Origin of the sequence: Pseudoxanthomonas sp. LjRoot125 (assembly GCF_964252705.1) — a bacterium.
In the GTDB taxonomy this organism is placed as follows: Bacteria; Pseudomonadota; Gammaproteobacteria; order Xanthomonadales; family Xanthomonadaceae; genus Pseudoxanthomonas_A.
In genome coordinates this window covers 2,566,917-2,582,581 of record NZ_CAXUOY020000001.1, presented here as the reverse complement: position 1 = coordinate 2,582,581, position 15,665 = coordinate 2,566,917, and the positions used below count along the sequence as shown (strand labels likewise).

Genomic DNA, 15,665 nt, shown 5'->3' with positions numbered 1-15,665 from the left:
GTCTACTTCGCCGGTTCCCCGGCTGGCGACGCTGCATCGCCGCAATCGTCCATGCAGATGAGCCGGCCCTCCTTCATCACCATGCGGATCTGGCGCAACTGCGCCACATCCGCTTGCGGGTCACCGGGCACGGCGATGATGTCGGCCCATGCGCCTGCGCGAAGGTGGCCGATGGATTCGGCGAGCGCCAGCGCGTCCGCGTTGCCCGCCGTGGCGGCACGCAGTGCGGCGGGCGCTGGCACGCCGGAGGCCACGTACAACGCCACTTCCTGTGCGGTGGCGAAGACATCGAAGCTGGGACCGCCGTCGGTGCCCAAGGCGAGCGGGACGCCTGCCCGCCATGCACGTCCCGGACCGGCCTTGGCGGCATCGACCCACTGGCGCAGGTCGTCCTGGGAACGGCCATCCCGGCCGCCGGCGAACATGTCCAGCTTCGAGCCGACGTAAGCGGCGACGAAGGCCGTCGGCACGAGGTAGGCCTGCTTTCGCTTGAATAGGGACACAGAGGCGTCGTCGAAATAGGTCCCGTGTTCGATCGTGCGTGCGCCGGCGCGCAGCGCGAGATTGATCGCTGCCGTGCTGTGGGCGTGCGCGGCGACGGGGCGCCCGGCCTGGCGGGCGGCGGCAATCGCGCTCTCGACTTCATCGTCAAACAGGTTGGGCAACGCCTCGGGCCTGCCACCGGCCTCGCGGCCCGAGCCTGAGACGGTGATCTTGATCCAGTCCGCCCCGGCTTCGATGTTTTCCCGGACGACGCGGCGGCAGGACTCCGTGCCATCGCAAGAAGCGGGTACATAGGGGATCTCGACCGCCGACGCCTGCTTCGCCCCATGTCCGCCCGTGCGCGAGACCACGCGCCCGGCGGCAAGAATCCGTGGCCCTTCGATCAGTCCGTCGTTGATCGCATCCCGGACCGCGTAAACCGTGCCGCCGTTGTCGCCCACGTCGCGCACGGTGGTGACGCCTGCACGCAGCAGCCGGCGCGCATACGACGCCGTCGATAGCGCCAACCTCGTTTCGGAGGTGCTGGTCGCGGTGTCCGCATGCATGTCGATGGCGAGATGCATGTGGGCGTCGATCAGCCCCGGCAACACGTGCAGATGGCTGAGGTCGACGATCCGGGCGCCTGGGCTCAGGTCGCGCTGTAGCCCGGGAACCACTTTCTCGATGCGCCCTTCGCGGATCAGCAGCGTGTGCGGTCCCAACGCCGGATCGCCGGGTTCGGCGATGATATGGCCTGCCAGGATCACCGTGGGCGCTGGCTTCGCCGCGGGCGGTGGTGCCGGCTGCGCCAGCGAGCCCGCCGACACCATCAGGAAGAGAAGGGCGGCGGCCGTGCGGTGCGGAAGACGGGTCATGGGCGCGGACCGTAGGCGATCAGGTATCGGGCATCACGTACTTGGACGGCGCCGGATTCAGATGTCCGCATGCCGTGCAGGTGCGGTGCTCGCGCGAGGCGTAGAACCGTTCGAACACCGGCGGGAAATCCGTCTCGATGTTGTGCAGGGTGAAGTACTCTTCATACAGCTTCTGGTTGCATCGCTCGCAAAACCACATCAGCCCGTCCTGCTCGTGCGGCAGTCGCTTGCGTTCGATGACCAGGCCGACGGAATCCGGCATCCGCTGTGGCGAGTGCGGCACGCGCGGCGGCAGCAGGAAGATTTCCCCGGCGCGCAGCGGGATGTCGCGTGGGGCGCCGTCCTCCTGGATACGCAGCACCATTTCGCCTTCGAGCTGGTAGAACCACTCCGGGCCTTCGTCGTAGTGGTAGTCGGTGCGCGCATTCGGGCCGCCCACCACCATGACGATGAAGTCGCCGGCGTAGATGACCTTGTTGCCGACGGGCGGCTTCAGCAGGTGGCGATGTTCCTCGATCCAGGCCTGCAGGTTGAGCGGATTGGGCAGCATGTCAGCGACGCTCCGGCACGTGCGCGATGCACTTCAGTTCGATGGAGATCGGCGTGGGCAAGGCGGTGATGCCCAGCGTGGTGCGGCAGGGCGCGGCGGCGGCATCGGGAAAATAGTCGGCCCAGACCTGGTTGTAACCCGGGAAATCGCCGGCCATGTCGGTCAGGTAGACCGTGACGTCCACCAGGTCTTCCCAGCGGGCGCCGCTGGCCTCCAACACGGCGCGCACGTTGGCGAACACCGCGCGGCTCTGCGCCTGGATGCCGGCAGGAATGGCATTCGTCGCCGGATCGCGCGGGCCGATCCCGGACAGGAACACCAGATCACCGACGCGCCGCGCATGCGGGTAGCGGCCGACCGGCTTCGGTGCATCGCCCGCCTGGACGACCTCACTCATCGCGTTTTCCCTTCGGTGGCACGCTCGACAGGGCCCGTTGGTAGGCCGGCTGGAGGTCTTCCGCACCGGCCACGTCCATGCCCAGTTCGCGCACGCGACCGTCGAACAGGCTGTAGACCCAGCCATGGATCGCCAGCGGCTGTCCGCGCGCCCAGGCGTCCTGGACCACCGTGGTCTGGCACACATTGAAGACCTGTTCGATCACATTGAGTTCGCACAGGCGCGCGTGGCGCAGCGATTCGGTGTCGACCTGCTCCAGCAGGTCCGCGTGCTTCATCGCCACGTCGGCCACATGGCGCAGCCAGTTGTCGGCCAGGCCCACGCGCAGGCCGGTCATGGCGGCATGCACGCCGCCGCAGCCGTAGTGGCCGACCAGCAGGATGTGCTCGACCTTCAGGATGTCGACGGCGAACTGCACCACCGACAACGCATTGAGGTCGCCATGCGACATCACGTTGGCAATGTTGCGGTGGACGAAGACTTCGCCAGGGTCGAGGCCGAGGATCTGGTTGGCCGGCACGCGCGAATCGGAGCAGCCGATCCACAGGTAGCGCGGGGATTGCTGCTGCGACAGCCGCTTGAAGAAGCCGGGATCCTCCTGCTTGATGCGGTCGGCCCAGTCGCGGTTGTTCTGCAGCAGTTGTTCGAGTTCGGATAGGTCAGACATTCGCTTGGTTCGTCCTCAGCGCAACGCCACGCAGACGTTCTTGGGTTCAGTGAAGAAACGCATGGCCTCCAGGCCGCCTTCGCGGCCCAGGCCGGACGCGCCGGTGCCGCCGAACGGCGTGCGCAGGTCGCGGGTCATCCAGGTGTTGATCCAGACGATGCCGGCGCGCAGCTGCGCGGCCAGGCGGTGGGCGCGGTCCAGATCGCGCGTCCAGACGGTCACGGCCAGCCCGTAGTCGCCGGCATTGGCCAGGGCCAAGGCATGGGATTCGTCTTCGAAGGGCTGCAACGTCACCACGGGCCCGAAGATTTCCTCGCGGTTGGTGACCGCTTCGGGTCCCAGACCTTCGATGATCGTCGGCGCGATGAACCAGCCGGGCCGGTCCAGCGCGTGCCCGCCGGTGAGCAGGCGCCCGCCTTCGACGCGTGCACGGGCGATGCAGCCCAGCACCTTGTCGAAGTGGGCCTGCGACACCATGGCGCCGAGCCGCGTGGCGGGGTCGTCCAGCGGTCCGGCCTGCAGCGCCCGCGCACGGTCGATCAGCGCTTCGCGGAACTCCTCGTAGATCGCCTGCTGCACGAGCAGGCGGGATCCGCACAGACAAATCTGGCCCGCGTTCTGGAACGCCGAGCGGAGCAGGGTGTCCAGATGGGCCCGCCAGTCGCTGTTGGCGAAGACCAGCGTGGCGTTCTTGCCGCCGAGCTCCAACGAGACTTTCTTCAATAGCGGTCCGGCCAGCCCGGCGATGCGCCGGCCCACCGCCGTACTGCCCGTGAACGACACGGCTTTGACCGCCGGATGCACGACCAGGGACTCGCCGACGGCGGGTCCGGTTCCGTGCACGATGTTCAGCACGCCGCGCGGAAAGCCGATCTCCGCGGCGAGTTCGCCCAGCATCGTCGCGGTGGCGGGCGTGATCTCCGACGGTTTCGCGACGACGGTGTTGCCGGCAGCCAGTGCGGGCGCGATCTTCCACGTGAAGAGGTAGAGCGGCAGGTTCCACGGCGATATCGCGGCCACGACGCCCAGCGGCATGCGCAGCGTGTAGTTGAGGCCGGCCTCGCCGTGGTGCGATTCGCTGGCGAACTGGGTCGCGGCATGCGCGAAGAAGCGCAGGTTGGCGATCGCGCGGGGGATCTCGATGTCGCGCGCCAGCGCCAATGGCTTGCCGGCATCCCGCGACTCCGCGGCGGCGAAGGCGTCCAGGCGCGCTTCCAGGGCATCGGCCAGGCGCTCAAGCCAACGCGCACGAGCGCTGGGCGAAAGGGCTGCCCACCCCGGGAAGGCGGTTTCTGCGGCATCTATCGCCTGCAGTACATCGCTCTCGGTGCCATCGGCCACCTCGGCATAGACCTCGGCAGAAGCCGGCTCGAAGACGGGACGCCAGGCGCCACCGGCGCGAGGTTCGCCATCGATGAAGTGGCTGTAGCGTTCCATGCCCATTAGCTTAACCCGGCTGGCAAGCCCCCCGGACCGGCGTCAGAGCGACTGCATGCGGCCGCCGTCGACGGCCAGGCTGACACCGTTGACATACCCCGCGGCCGGCGTGGCGAGGAAGGCGATCGCGGCCGCCACCTCGTGCGCGTCGGCGAAGCGGCCGGCGGGCACGCTGGCCAGCATTGCGGCGCTGATGGCCGCCTCATCCTTGCCGGTCGCCTGTACCCGGTCGCGCAGGATCTGTTCCAGCCGCTGCGTGCGCGTGTAGCCGGGCAGCACGTTGTTGACGGTGATGCCGTCAACGCCGAGCTCCTTCGACAGCGTCTTGGCCCAGCTGGCTACCGCGCCGCGGATGGTGTTGGACACGCCGAGGTTGGCGATCGGTTCCTTCACCGAGGTGGAGACCACGTTGATGATCCGGCCCCAGTGGGCGGCGCGCATGCCGGGCACCACGGCGCTTGCTAGCACCTGGTTCGCCAGCAGGTGGCGCTGGAACGCGGCGAGGTAGTCGTCGGCGCCGGCATCGAGCGCGCGGCCGCCGGGTGGGCCACCGGTGTTGTTGACCAGGATATGGACGGGCCGATCGACCACAAGCGCGCGGACGCCGGCCTCCAGCGCTGCGGTCTCCGCGACGTCCTGCGCGAGCGCGCCGTGACGCTGGCCTTCCACGACGAGGGGCAGGGCGGCGACCACCTCCGCCAGCGCGGTCGCGCGACGGGCCAGCACCGTGACGTTCGCGCCGAGGAGGGCGAGTTCGACGGCCGCGGCACGGCCTATGCCCTCGGAGGCGCCGCAGACCAGCGCGTGTCGACCAGCGAGGTTCAAGTCCATGCGGCGTGTTCCGGGATAAGAGTGCGTCGAGTGTACCGGTGCGTGGGTGCGCAAGCCTCAGTCGGTCCGGCGTGCGAGCCGATCGCGCATCAGGGCCGCGATTTCCAGGTTGTCCTCGCCGCCCAGTTGCTGCAGCGCATCCGCGGCGCCTTCGACATTCGCGGCCGGATGGTTCTGGTTGAGCTTGAACTTCAGTTCGATCCGTTCGGCGACGAAGCGGAAGCCGATGATGCCGCGCAACTGGCGCATGTGGTCATCGCGGTCATGTTCGAAGCGCCAGTCGTTGCCGACATGCGCTTCGTTCTTCTGGCTGAGGCGGTCGACGATCGACGCCAGACGCGCGGTGTTGTCGGTGGTTTCCAACATGCCATGCAGGTGCGCGACCGCGTAGTTCCAGGTGGGGACGCGCGCCGCTTCTTCCTTGTCCGCGTACCAGCCGGGCGACACGTAGGCGTGGGGACCGTGGACGATGAGCAAGGCGGGACCGGCGTGGCGTGCCTGGGGGTTCGGTCGTGCCCAGTGGCCCTCCACGACGACCTGTTCGCCCTCCCGCGCATACAGCACGGGCAGGTGGCTCACGAAGGGCAGTCCGTCCGCGACAGTCACCAGGGTGACGAAGGCATCGCGGGCGATCAGCCCGTCGAGTTCGGCGAGGTCGGCTTCGGCGAAGGCGCGCGGCGTGTACACGCGGGTGTCAGGCGCGACCGCCCAGCGAGCGCACCATCTGCGGGATCAATGCGGCATCGTCCTCGCCTTGCGGTGGCGCTACGTCAGTCAGGGCGAAGCCGCGCGCCAGCGCGTCGTCTTCGTCCAGGCCGTCGAACGCCACGAATTCCGCGTCGAACAGGGCCGCGCGGGCGCTGTCCTCGCTGTCGTAGGGCAGGGTGTTGCCGTCGCTGTCGAGCACTTCGGCCGTGCCGGCTTCCAACACGCGCAGGCGTGCCCAGATCAGGGTGCGGCCGAGCGAGGCCAGGTACCAGTCTTCGCGGAGGAACGGATTCATGCGAATGCCTCGGCCCACAGGGCCAACAAGCCGGCCATCGCAAGGCCGAACAGGATGACGCAGAGCGAGATCCGCGCCGGCGTCGCCAGGCCCGACAGCGACGGGTCCGGAATCGCGCGGTAATCGCCACCGAGCAGCCAGCGCAGGGCGACGGGCTTCAGGAAAGCACCTTCGCCCCATTGGGCCCCGAGCGCGCCATGACGGTCGCGGACGTGCACGAGGGTCAACGGCCAGAAGATGACGAAGGCGCAGAAGCCTGCGATCGCCACGCCGACGAAGCACAGGGCGAAGAACAGGATCATCAGAACTCCGCGTTGCCGGGCGCGCGCGGGTAGGCGATGGCGTCACGGATGTTGCTCAATCCGCACACGTACACCACCAGGCGCTCGAAGCCCAGGCCGAAGCCGGCGTGCGGCACCGAGCCATAGCGGCGGAAGTCGCGGTACCAGCCGTAATGCGCCGGATCCAGGCCGAACTGGGCCATGCGCGCATCCAGCACATCCAGGCGCTCTTCGCGCTGGCTGCCGCCGATGATCTCGCCGATACCGGGTGCCAACACGTCCATCGCGGCGACGGTCTTGCCGTCGTCGTTCAGGCGCATGTAGAAGGCCTTGAAGTGCTCGGGGTAGTTGGTCACCACGACCGGGCGGCCGACGTGCTGTTCGGTCAGCCAGCGCTCGTGTTCGGTCTGGAGGTCCAGGCCCCATTCGACCGGGAACTCGAACTTCTGCCCCGACTTCTGCAGCAGCGAGATCGCATCGGTGTAGTCGATGCGCTCGAACGGCGAGTTAACGAAGGCTTCCAGGCGGGTCAACGCGGTCGGCTCGACCCGTTCGGCGATGAACGCCAGGTCGTCGGCGCGCTCGGCGAGCACGGCACGGAACAGGTACTTCAGGAAGTCCTCGGCCAGCTGCGCGTTGGCAGCCAGGTCGTTGAACGCGACTTCCGGCTCGATCATCCAGAATTCGGCAAGGTGGCGGGTGGTGTTGCTGTTCTCGGCGCGGAAGGTGGGGCCGAACGTGTAGACCTTGCTCATGGCCAGCGCGTACGCCTCGGCGTTGAGCTGCCCGGACACGGTCAGGAAGGTTTCCTTGCCGAAGAAGTCGCGCGAGAAATCAACAGCGCCTTCCTTGTCGCGCGGCAGGTTGACCAGGTCCAGCGTGGACACGCGGAACATCTGGCCGGCACCTTCGGCGTCGGACGTGGTGATGATCGGCGTGCTGATCCAGAAGTAGCCGTTCTCGTGGAAGAACCGGTGCACGGCCTGCGCCAGCGAATTGCGGATGCGAGTGACCGCGCCGAACAGGTTGGTGCGCGGGCGCAGATGGGCGAATTCGCGCAGGTATTCCAGCGAGTGCTGCTTGGGCTGCATGGGGTAGGTGAGGGGATCTTCCACCCAGCCCACCACCTCGATCGACGAGGCCTGGATCTCGAAGCTCTGGCCCTGGCCCTGCGAGGCCACCAGGGTGCCGGTGGCGACGACCGCGCAGCCGGTGGTCAGGTGCTTGATCTCGGATTCATAGTTGGACAGCGCGTCGGGCGCCACCACCTGGATCGGGGCGAAGCACGAGCCGTCACTGACGTTGACGAAGGAAAGCCCCGCCTTGGAGTCGCGCCGCGTGCGCACCCAGCCGCGCACCGTGACCTCGCCGCCGGCCGGGAGCTTGCCCGCCAGCGCATGTTCGACGCTTACCACCGTCATGGCTTGAATCCTTCGGTAACAGTCTTATTTATGGAACGCGGAGTTTAGCAAGAGCCGCGCGGCCGACGGCGCACCCGGGGCTATAATCATCCCGTCGCACAGGAGCTTCCCATGGCCATCACCCTCACCCCGGTCGCACTCGAACGCGTGCAGCGTTTCGTCGCGCAGACGCCGGGCGCGCTGGGCCTGCGGTTCGGGGTCACCCGCACCGGCTGCTCCGGTTGGGGCCATGTGGCGGACCTCGCCCGCGACCAGCGCGAAGGCGATGCGGTGTTCGAGTTCGAAGGCGTGCGGATCTATGTGGACGCCGACAGCCTGCCGCTGGTGGACGGGACCGAGATCGACTTCGCCAAGCAGGGGTTGTCCGAGACGTTCACCTTCCGCAACCCCAATGCGGCCGCCGAATGCGGCTGCGGCGAGAGCTTCACGACCTCGGCGGACGCCGCCTGAGCCACGTCCAGGGGCAGGACTTGCCCCTAAGTGACTGACCTGCCATACTTTCCTGCTCCCGGCCGCCAGTCTGGCAACCGGGTCCTTGCCCCACCGCGTCCGTTCCGGGTGTTCGGGGGGCTGTTCCGCCCACGGGATTTTTCCCGTCGGGCCCACATCCGAAAGGTATAAAACGATGCGTCACTATGAAGTCGTGTTCCTGGTCCATCCGGACCAGAGCGAGCAGGTGCCGGCCATGATCGAGCGCTACAAGGCGCTGATCGAGGGCGGCAACGGTACGATCCACCGCCTGGAAGACTGGGGCCGCCGTCAGCTGGCGTACCCGATCCAGAACCTGGTGAAGGCCCACTACGTGCTGCTCAACATCGAGGCCGACCAGGCCGTGCTGAACGAGCTGGTCGAGAGCTTCCGCTTCAACGATGCAGTGCTGCGCAACCTGGTCATCAAGCGTGATGGCCCGGATACCGAGCAGTCGCTGATCATGAAGAACAAGGACGAGAAGGGCGACAAGCCCGAGCGTGGCGAGCGTCGTCGCCGTGACGACGATGAAGGCGAGGCCGGCAACGCCGCTTCGACCGATTCCGACAACGCCGAAGCCGCCTAAGGAGCCCACCCATGTCCAAGTTCTTCCGTCGCCGCAAGTTCTGCAAGTTCACCGCCGAAGGCGTGAAAGAGATCGACTACAAGGATCTCAACACCCTGCGCCAGTACCTGACCGAGAACGGCAAGATCGTGCCGAGCCGCGTCACCGGCACCAAGTCGCGCTACCAGCGCCACCTGTCCACCGCGGTCAAGCGCGCCCGTTTCCTGGCGCTGATCCCGTACACGGACAACCACGACGTGTAATCCAGGGCCTCCCCGCACGGGGAGGTTCCTTCTTCCCACTGTCATTCGGACAGCCAATCGCTGCAGGCCCGCCTGCTAACGAATACGGAGCAATACGATGGAACTGATTCTTCTGCAGAAAGTGACCAACCTGGGCGTCCTGGGTGACAAGGTCAACGTGAAGCCGGGCTACGGCCGCAACTACCTGGTGCCGCAGGGCAAGGCCGTGCCGGCCACCGCCGCCAACGTCGCCGAGTTCGAAGCCAAGCGCGCCGAGTACGAAGCCAAGGCCAAGGCCGTGCATGACGACGCCGAAAGCCGTGCCGCCAAGCTGGAAGGCGCGAGCGTCACGATCACCGCCAATGCCGCGACCGAAGGCAAGCTGTTCGGTTCGGTCGGCCCGCGCGACATCGCCGACGCTTTCACCGCCGCCGGCCTGCCGCTCGAGAAGAGCGAGGTCATCATGGGCGAAGGCGCGCTGCGCAACATCGGCGAGTACGAGATCGTCGTGAAGCTGCACGCCGACGTGCAGACGACCGTCAAGGTCGTCGTGCAGGCCGAAGCCTGATCCACCCGCGCATCACCCCGTGATGCCGACAGACGGGCGCCGCAAGGCGCCCGTCCTGTTTTGTGGGCGCGCCTGTCGCAGGCGCTGAGATGCCCACCGGTTATCCACACACTTATCTGCAACACCCCCGGGCACGGACTGCCTACCATGTCCGGCCGTGCGGGCCTTCGCCCCGCATGCGCCGCAGGAGCTTGCACCGCCCATGTCCGCACGCACCGGTTTCCGCCAGGATCCCCACGATTCGCGCATCGAACAGCTCCGCGTGCCGCCGCACTCCACCGAGGCGGAGCAAGCGGTACTGGGCGGCCTCATGCTTGCGCCGGAAGCCTACGACCGCATCAACGACAAGCTCACCGCCAACGATTTCTATCGTCGCGACCATCAGCTGATCTATCGCGCGATCGCGGAACTGGCCGAGCGGAGCCGGCCGTTCGACGCCGTCACCCTGGGCGAATGGTTCGAGTCCCAGGGCCAGATGGACCTGGTGGCCGGTGGCGCTTATCTGGTCGAACTGGCCAGCACCACGCCATCCGCCGCCAACATCACGGCTTATGCCGAGATCGTCCGCGACAAGGCGGTGATGCGCCAGCTGATCGAGGTGGGCACCGACATCGTCAACGACGCGTTCCAGCCCGAGGGCAAGGAAAGCGACGAGATGCTCGCGATCGCCGAGCAGAAGGTCTTCGCCATCGCCGAGCAGGGCGCCCGCGGGCGCACCGACTTCGTGGCGATGAACGATGCACTGAAGGACGCCTTCGAGGTCCTGCGCATCCGTTCGGAAAGCGGCGGCACCGTGACCGGCCTGCCGACGGGCTACAACGAATTCGACATGATGACCGCCGGCCTGCAGCCCACGGACCTGGTGATCCTGGCCGCGCGCCCTGCCATGGGCAAGACCACGTTCGCGCTGAACATCGCGGAGTACGCGGCGATCAAGTCGAAGAAGGCCGTGGCCGTGTTCTCGATGGAAATGTCGGCGGGCCAGCTGGCCATGCGCCTGATTTCGTCGGTCGGGCGCATCAATGCGACCCGCCTGCGCACGGGCTCGCTGGAAGACGAGGACTGGAGCCGCGTCACCAGCGCCATTCGCATCCTCAAGGACCAGGCGAAGGTCTTCATCGACGATACGCCGGGCCTGTCGCCGGACGTGCTGCGCTCGAAGGCGCGCCGTCTGAAGCGCGAGCACGACCTGGGCCTGATCGTCATCGACTACCTGCAGCTGATGTCGGTGCCGGGCAACAGCGAGAACCGCGCCACCGAGATCTCCGAGATCTCGCGTTCGCTGAAGGGTCTTGCGAAAGAGCTCAACGTGCCGGTGCTGGCGCTGTCGCAGCTCAACCGTTCGTTGGAAACGCGCACCGACAAGCGCCCCGTGATGGCCGACCTGCGCGAATCGGGCGCCATCGAGCAGGACGCGGACATGATCGTCTTCATCTACCGCGACGACTACTACAACAAGGAAACCTCGCCGGACAAAGGCCTGGCCGAGATCATCATCGGCAAGCAGCGTTCGGGTCCGACGGGTTCGTGCAAGCTGCGGTTCTTCGGCGAATACACGCGTTTCGACAACCTGGCCCACGACTCGGTCGGCAGCTTCGAGTAGCCAGGGCGAAGCGGCGGGAGCCGGAGGCTACAATCGCAACATGGATACTCCGCTGGATGCCGCCTTGTCAGCCCCGCATACGCGTCCCGAAGCGAACGACCGCCCCACGCGCATCCGCGTTGCGCTGGATGCGCTGACGCACAACCTGCGCGCCATCCAGGGCCACGTTGGCGTGCCGGTCATGGGCATCGTCAAGGCCAACGCTTACGGCCATGGGCTGGTGCCAGTGGCGCGCCATCTCGAAGCACAAGGTGTCGAACAACTCGGCGTTGCGTTCGTGGAAGAGGGTATCGCCTTGCGCCGCGCCGGCATCACCGTGCCGATCCTCGTGCTCGGCGGCATCCATGCGCCACAGGTGACGCAGTTCCTGACGCACGACCTGGAAGTGACGGTGTCGTCGATCGCCAAACTGCGGCAGGTCGAGGCGACCGCTGAGGCCACCGGACGCAAGGCGGTGGTGCACCTGAAGGTGGACACCGGCATGGAGCGTATCGGCGTGCACAGCGAGAACGCCGGTGCCTTCATCGAGGCGGCCGTGGCGTCGCCGTGGTGCTCGGTGAAGGGCATCTATTCGCACCTGGCGTGCGCGGACGATCCGGCTTCGCCGATGACGGCCGAGCAGCGCGAGCGCTTCCTCGACGCGTGCGCGCACTTTGATCGACTGGGCGCGCCGATGCCGGTCCGGCACCTGGCCAACTCCGGCGGCGTGCTGCATTTCCCCGATACCTGGCTGGACATGGTGCGTCCCGGCATCGCGTTGTACGGTGTACTGCCGGACCCCGCGTCGCGCGCGACGATCGACCTGAAGCCGGCGCTCTCGCTGGTCTCGCAGGTCGTCTACTTCAAGATCGTGCGTGCCGGCCGGACCGTCAGTTATGGCGCCACCTGGACCGCGCCGCACGACACCCGCGTGGTGACCGTGCCGATCGGCTATGGCGACGGTTTCCCCCGCGCACTCTCATCGCGTGGCGAAGTCCTGGTGCGCGGCGAGCGCCGCCCCATCATCGGCCGCATCTGCATGGACCAGTTCATGGTGGACCTCGGCACGGACGGCTCCGCGTACAACGAAGACGACGTGGTGCTGATCGGCGAACAGGCCGGCGTGGCGATCCGCTGCGAGGACGTCGCGCGGGCGGCGGACACCATTCCGTACGAGATCCTGACCGGCCTGAACGAGCGGATCCCGCGCGAGTACCTCACGGCGCCTGCATCCGGATCTGCGCTTCCTGCGTAAGCGTCCCGTCATCCTGCGCGAGTTCCACCATGCCCCACGCCCTCGTCTGGTTCCGGCACGACCTGCGCCTTGACGACAATCCGGCGCTGCGTGCCGCGCTCGAGGAAGGCTATACGCCAATCCCGCTTTACATCCGCGCACCCCGCGAAGAAGGCGAGTGGGCGCCGGGTGGTGCGTCGGATGCGTGGCTGCATCGCTCGCTGGCGGCTCTGGATGCCGACCTCCGCAGCCGCGGCTCACGCCTGCTGATGCGACGCGGCGCCAGTGCGGCCGTGCTGGATGAGGTGCTGACGGACACCGGCGCCGAAGCGGTGTTCTGGAACCGCAAGTACGAACCGGCCACCCAGCCGCGCGATGCCGCGCTGAAGAAGGTGCTGCGCGAACGTGGGCTGCGCGTGGAGAGCTTCAACGGCAGCCTGCTGTTCGAACCCTGGGACCTGGCCACGCAGCAGGGCGGGCCGTACAAAGTGTTCACGCCGTTCTGGCGCTCGGCGCTCGCGCAGTGGCGCGCCCCCGCACCCTGGGATGCACCGGACACCTTGCCCACCTTTGACAAGAAGGTGCAGGGAGATCTCCTCGATACCTGGCAACTGAAGCCTGCGCTGGGCTGGGATGCCGGTTTCTGGGAAACCTGGACGCCGGGCGAAGCCGGTGCCGGTGAAGCGCTGGACGTCTTCATCGACGGCGCATTGCGCGGCTACCGCACCGACCGGGATCGGCCCGACCGCACCGGCACGTCCAAGCTGTCCGCGCACCTGCATTTCGGCGAAATCGCGCCCTGGCGCATCACCGCGGAGTTGGAGCGAGCACGCACAGCCGCCAACGGCGCGGACATGGACGGTTACATCCGCGAACTCGGGTGGCGCGAATTCGCCTATCACCTGCTGCACCATTTCCCGCACACGCCCACGCAGAACCTCAATCCGCGCTTCGAGCATTTCGAGTGGGCGAAGGTCGACCAGGACGCGCTGGCCGCCTGGCAACAGGGACGCACGGGCGTGCCCATCGTCGATGCGGGCCTGCGCGAGTTGTGGGCGACGGGCTATATGCACAACCGCGTGCGGATGATCGTGGCCAGTTACCTCGTCAAGCACCTGCGCTACCACTGGCTGCACGGGGCGCGCTGGTTCTGGGACACGCTGGTCGATGCCGACCTGGCGAACAACACCCTGGGCTGGCAATGGACCGCAGGCACCGGCGCGGATGCCGCGCCGTACTTCCGCGTGTTCAACCCGGTGACCCAGGCGGAGAAATTCGATCCGAAGGGCACTTACATCGCACGATGGGTGCCGGAGCTGACGGATGTGCCGGTGCCGCTGCGTTTCGCGCCATGGCAGAAACCGGACGTGCTCGCGCGTGTCGCATCCGACTATCCGCGCCGGCCCTTGGTAGATCTGATGGAAGGACGCGAAGGCGCGCTGGCCGCCTACCGAAAGACCGGCGACTGAGCCGCGTTGCGCCTTTCGTCGCCGCGTGCTTCACTCGGCGCGGGAGAGGAGGGCAAGCATGGCCACGAAGAAGGCGCCGGCAAAGCCGCGTCGCGAGCCGATGTCGCGGGTGGACACCGCCTGGTTGCGGATGTGTCGTCCGACGAATCCGATGATGATCACCGGCGTGCTGATGTTCGACGAGTCGATGACGCTCGACACGCTGAAGCAGGTGGTGAAGAAGCGTTTCCTCGCCTATCCCCGGTTCCTGCAGAAGGCGGTCGACACGCCGGCAGGCGCGTCCTGGGTGACCGATCCCGACTTCGACCTCGATTGGCATGTTCGCCTGTCCGCGCTGCCTGGTCGGCACGATCCGAAATCCGAGAAGAAGGCCCTGGAACGCTTCACCAGCCAGATGGCGTCCACGCCCTTGGACAAGACCAAGCCGCTGTGGCAATTCCATCTGATCGAACGCTATGGCACCGGGTCGGCGCTGGTCGCGCGCATCCACCACAGCTACGCCGATGGCATCGCGCTGGTACAGGTGCTGCTGTCGCTCACCGATACCAGCCGCAAGCCCGACACCGGCAAGGACCTGCGTTCGGCCTGGCTCAAGAAGGACGGGGCGGAGGTCGTGCGCCGCGTTGGCGCCATCGACCGTTACGTGCAGATCGGCGGCAAGGTGCTCGGCAAGGGCATGGAGATGATGCAGGACCCGACGCTGGCCACGATGCTGGCGAAGGAGGGTGGCGAGATCGGCCGCGAACTGCTGCACGCGCTGTCGCTCTCGGACGACCCGCCCACGCTGCTGCGTGGCAAGCTTGGTGTCAGCAAGCGGGTGGCCTGGGCCGAACCGCTGGACCTGGAAGACGTGAAAGCGGTCGGCCGCGCCTGCGACTGCACCGTCAACGATGTGCTGATGGCCGCCGCCGCCGGTGCGCTGCGCAGCTACATGCTGGAGCGGGGCGAGCAGCTCGATGGCGTCACCCTGCGTGCGACCGTGCCGGTGAACCTGCGTCCCCTCGAGCACGCCCGCAAGCTGGGCAACCATTTCGGCCTGGTATTCCTGGATCTGCCCGTGGGCGAGGACAACCCGATCCGCCGTCTCGAGCGCGTCGCCCAGTGCATGCGTGACCTGAAGAACTCGCGCCAAGCCATTGTTGCGTTTGGGCTTCTTGCAGCGCTTGGCATGGCGCCCTCGGCCATCCAGGGCGTGGCACTGGAGCTGTTCTCGCGCAAAGCCACCGCCGTGGCCACCAACGTGCCCGGCCCGCAGCAGCCGCTCTACATGGGCGGCTCGCGCCTGCGGGACATGATGTTCTGGGTGCCGCAGACCGGCTCCATCGGCATCGGCGTGTCCATCCTCAGCTACAACGGGCGCGTGCACTTCGGGCTAATCGCCGATGCCAAGCTGATCCCCGACCCGGATGCGGTCATCCGGCGCTTCGGCCCCGAGTTCGACAAGCTGCTGTACCTGTCGCTGATGGGGAACTGGGAGCACACGCTGGACGCCGAAGGTGCTGTGGCGCTGATGGACTGAAGCCCGACGGCACCTGAATGAACAGGGGTCAAATCGCGCGTTGTAAACATTTCGCTGGGTAGGCTTGCGACCG

General features: G+C 67.1%; 18 protein-coding genes. 8 read left to right on the top strand and 10 right to left on the bottom strand.

Annotated elements, in window-relative coordinates; genetic code table 11:
- Window positions 1-2 precede the first annotated feature (2 nt).
- Genes ACSION_RS11860 through asnS form a run of 10 tightly spaced genes read right to left on the bottom strand, consistent with a single transcriptional unit; the run spans window position 3 to window position 7,945 of the window.
- Window positions 3-1,358: an amidohydrolase family protein gene (locus tag ACSION_RS11860; protein WP_435306039.1), complete on the bottom strand. Its 1,356-nt coding sequence runs from the start codon at window positions 1,356-1,358 to the stop codon at window positions 3-5.
- A gap of 19 nt (window positions 1,359-1,377) precedes the next feature.
- Entirely contained in the window at window positions 1,378-1,908 is a 531-nt protein-coding gene (locus tag ACSION_RS11855) for a 3-hydroxyanthranilate 3,4-dioxygenase (RefSeq protein ID WP_435306038.1), read from the bottom strand.
- 1 nt (window position 1,909) lies between these two features.
- Window positions 1,910-2,305, bottom strand: a complete 396-nt coding sequence (locus ACSION_RS11850; protein ID WP_435306037.1) for a RidA family protein — start codon at window positions 2,303-2,305, stop codon at window positions 1,910-1,912.
- Window positions 2,298-2,972 carry a carbonate dehydratase gene (gene can / locus ACSION_RS11845; RefSeq protein WP_435306036.1) on the bottom strand — a complete coding sequence of 225 codons (675 nt, stop codon included), beginning with the start codon at window positions 2,970-2,972 and terminating at the stop codon, window positions 2,298-2,300. Before can ends, ACSION_RS11850 begins: the two co-directional genes overlap by 8 nt.
- 15 nt (window positions 2,973-2,987) lie before the next feature.
- Window positions 2,988-4,409: an aldehyde dehydrogenase gene (locus tag ACSION_RS11840; protein ID WP_435306035.1), complete on the bottom strand. Its 1,422-nt coding sequence runs from the start codon at window positions 4,407-4,409 to the stop codon at window positions 2,988-2,990.
- 42 nt (window positions 4,410-4,451) lie between these two features.
- Window positions 4,452-5,240, bottom strand: coding sequence for an SDR family oxidoreductase (locus tag ACSION_RS11835; protein ID WP_435306034.1), 789 nt, complete (start codon window positions 5,238-5,240; stop codon window positions 4,452-4,454).
- 57 nt (window positions 5,241-5,297) lie between these two features.
- A complete protein-coding gene (locus tag ACSION_RS11830; RefSeq protein WP_435306033.1) occupies window positions 5,298-5,927 on the bottom strand; it encodes an FMN-binding negative transcriptional regulator in 630 nt (209 codons plus the stop codon).
- Between the two features lie 7 nt (window positions 5,928-5,934).
- Window positions 5,935-6,243, bottom strand: a complete 309-nt coding sequence (locus ACSION_RS11825) for a hypothetical protein (RefSeq protein WP_435306032.1) — start codon at window positions 6,241-6,243, stop codon at window positions 5,935-5,937.
- The gene (locus ACSION_RS11820; RefSeq protein WP_435306031.1) at window positions 6,240-6,545 is read right to left on the bottom strand and encodes a hypothetical protein; all 306 of its coding nucleotides are present in this window, start codon (window positions 6,543-6,545) and stop codon (window positions 6,240-6,242) included. Before ACSION_RS11820 ends, ACSION_RS11825 begins: the two co-directional genes overlap by 4 nt.
- The gene (gene asnS / locus ACSION_RS11815; protein ID WP_435306030.1) at window positions 6,545-7,945 is read right to left on the bottom strand and encodes an asparagine--tRNA ligase; all 1,401 of its coding nucleotides are present in this window, start codon (window positions 7,943-7,945) and stop codon (window positions 6,545-6,547) included. Before asnS ends, ACSION_RS11820 begins: the two co-directional genes overlap by 1 nt.
- Window positions 7,946-8,056: 111 nt before the next feature.
- Between asnS and ACSION_RS11810 the strand changes: the two genes are divergently transcribed.
- The 8 genes from ACSION_RS11810 (at window position 8,057) to ACSION_RS11775 (ending at window position 15,592) form a co-directional block, all read left to right on the top strand.
- Window positions 8,057-8,395 carry a HesB/IscA family protein gene (locus ACSION_RS11810; protein WP_435306029.1) on the top strand — a complete coding sequence of 113 codons (339 nt, stop codon included), beginning with the start codon at window positions 8,057-8,059 and terminating at the stop codon, window positions 8,393-8,395.
- A gap of 175 nt (window positions 8,396-8,570) precedes the next feature.
- Entirely contained in the window at window positions 8,571-8,999 is a 429-nt protein-coding gene (gene rpsF / locus ACSION_RS11805) for a 30S ribosomal protein S6 (RefSeq protein ID WP_093486130.1), read from the top strand.
- Window positions 9,000-9,010: 11 nt separating this feature from the next.
- Window positions 9,011-9,241, top strand: a complete 231-nt coding sequence (gene rpsR, locus ACSION_RS11800) for a 30S ribosomal protein S18 (protein ID WP_435306028.1) — start codon at window positions 9,011-9,013, stop codon at window positions 9,239-9,241.
- Window positions 9,242-9,338: 97 nt separating this feature from the next.
- Window positions 9,339-9,788, top strand: a complete 450-nt coding sequence (gene rplI, locus ACSION_RS11795; protein ID WP_093486128.1) for a 50S ribosomal protein L9 — start codon at window positions 9,339-9,341, stop codon at window positions 9,786-9,788.
- 202 nt (window positions 9,789-9,990) lie between these two features.
- Complete coding sequence (locus tag ACSION_RS11790; RefSeq protein ID WP_093486126.1) at window positions 9,991-11,391, top strand: replicative DNA helicase; 1,401 nt, start codon at window positions 9,991-9,993, stop codon at window positions 11,389-11,391.
- A gap of 40 nt (window positions 11,392-11,431) precedes the next feature.
- The gene (alr, locus tag ACSION_RS11785) at window positions 11,432-12,625 is read left to right on the top strand and encodes an alanine racemase (RefSeq protein WP_435306027.1); all 1,194 of its coding nucleotides are present in this window, start codon (window positions 11,432-11,434) and stop codon (window positions 12,623-12,625) included.
- 29 nt (window positions 12,626-12,654) lie between these two features.
- Window positions 12,655-14,073, top strand: coding sequence for a cryptochrome/photolyase family protein (locus tag ACSION_RS11780; protein WP_435306026.1), 1,419 nt, complete (start codon window positions 12,655-12,657; stop codon window positions 14,071-14,073).
- A gap of 58 nt (window positions 14,074-14,131) precedes the next feature.
- Entirely contained in the window at window positions 14,132-15,592 is a 1,461-nt protein-coding gene (locus tag ACSION_RS11775; protein WP_435306025.1) for a WS/DGAT/MGAT family O-acyltransferase, read from the top strand.
- Window positions 15,593-15,665 lie beyond the last annotated feature (73 nt).

What these genes read in the sequence shown, in the direction of transcription:
- ACSION_RS11790 (WP_093486126.1), top strand. Translation starts at nt 9,991, where the DNA reads ATGTCCGCACGCACCGGTTTCCGCCAGGATCCCCACGATTCGCGCATC.
- ACSION_RS11780 (WP_435306026.1), top strand. Translation starts at nt 12,655, where the DNA reads ATGCCCCACGCCCTCGTCTGGTTCCGGCACGACCTGCGCCTTGACGAC.
- alr (WP_435306027.1), top strand. Translation starts at nt 11,432, where the DNA reads ATGGATACTCCGCTGGATGCCGCCTTGTCAGCCCCGCATACGCGTCCC.
- ACSION_RS11820 (WP_435306031.1), bottom strand. Translation starts at nt 6,545, where the DNA reads ATGATCCTGTTCTTCGCCCTGTGCTTCGTCGGCGTGGCGATCGCAGGC.
- rplI (WP_093486128.1), top strand. Translation starts at nt 9,339, where the DNA reads ATGGAACTGATTCTTCTGCAGAAAGTGACCAACCTGGGCGTCCTGGGT.
- ACSION_RS11835 (WP_435306034.1), bottom strand. Translation starts at nt 5,240, where the DNA reads ATGGACTTGAACCTCGCTGGTCGACACGCGCTGGTCTGCGGCGCCTCC.
- rpsF (WP_093486130.1), top strand. Translation starts at nt 8,571, where the DNA reads ATGCGTCACTATGAAGTCGTGTTCCTGGTCCATCCGGACCAGAGCGAG.
- ACSION_RS11775 (WP_435306025.1), top strand. Translation starts at nt 14,132, where the DNA reads ATGGCCACGAAGAAGGCGCCGGCAAAGCCGCGTCGCGAGCCGATGTCG.
- ACSION_RS11850 (WP_435306037.1), bottom strand. Translation starts at nt 2,305, where the DNA reads ATGAGTGAGGTCGTCCAGGCGGGCGATGCACCGAAGCCGGTCGGCCGC.
- can (WP_435306036.1), bottom strand. Translation starts at nt 2,972, where the DNA reads ATGTCTGACCTATCCGAACTCGAACAACTGCTGCAGAACAACCGCGAC.
- rpsR (WP_435306028.1), top strand. Translation starts at nt 9,011, where the DNA reads ATGTCCAAGTTCTTCCGTCGCCGCAAGTTCTGCAAGTTCACCGCCGAA.
- ACSION_RS11840 (WP_435306035.1), bottom strand. Translation starts at nt 4,409, where the DNA reads ATGGAACGCTACAGCCACTTCATCGATGGCGAACCTCGCGCCGGTGGC.
- ACSION_RS11825 (WP_435306032.1), bottom strand. Translation starts at nt 6,243, where the DNA reads ATGAATCCGTTCCTCCGCGAAGACTGGTACCTGGCCTCGCTCGGCCGC.
- ACSION_RS11855 (WP_435306038.1), bottom strand. Translation starts at nt 1,908, where the DNA reads ATGCTGCCCAATCCGCTCAACCTGCAGGCCTGGATCGAGGAACATCGC.
- ACSION_RS11860 (WP_435306039.1), bottom strand. Translation starts at nt 1,358, where the DNA reads ATGACCCGTCTTCCGCACCGCACGGCCGCCGCCCTTCTCTTCCTGATG.
- ACSION_RS11810 (WP_435306029.1), top strand. Translation starts at nt 8,057, where the DNA reads ATGGCCATCACCCTCACCCCGGTCGCACTCGAACGCGTGCAGCGTTTC.
- asnS (WP_435306030.1), bottom strand. Translation starts at nt 7,945, where the DNA reads ATGACGGTGGTAAGCGTCGAACATGCGCTGGCGGGCAAGCTCCCGGCC.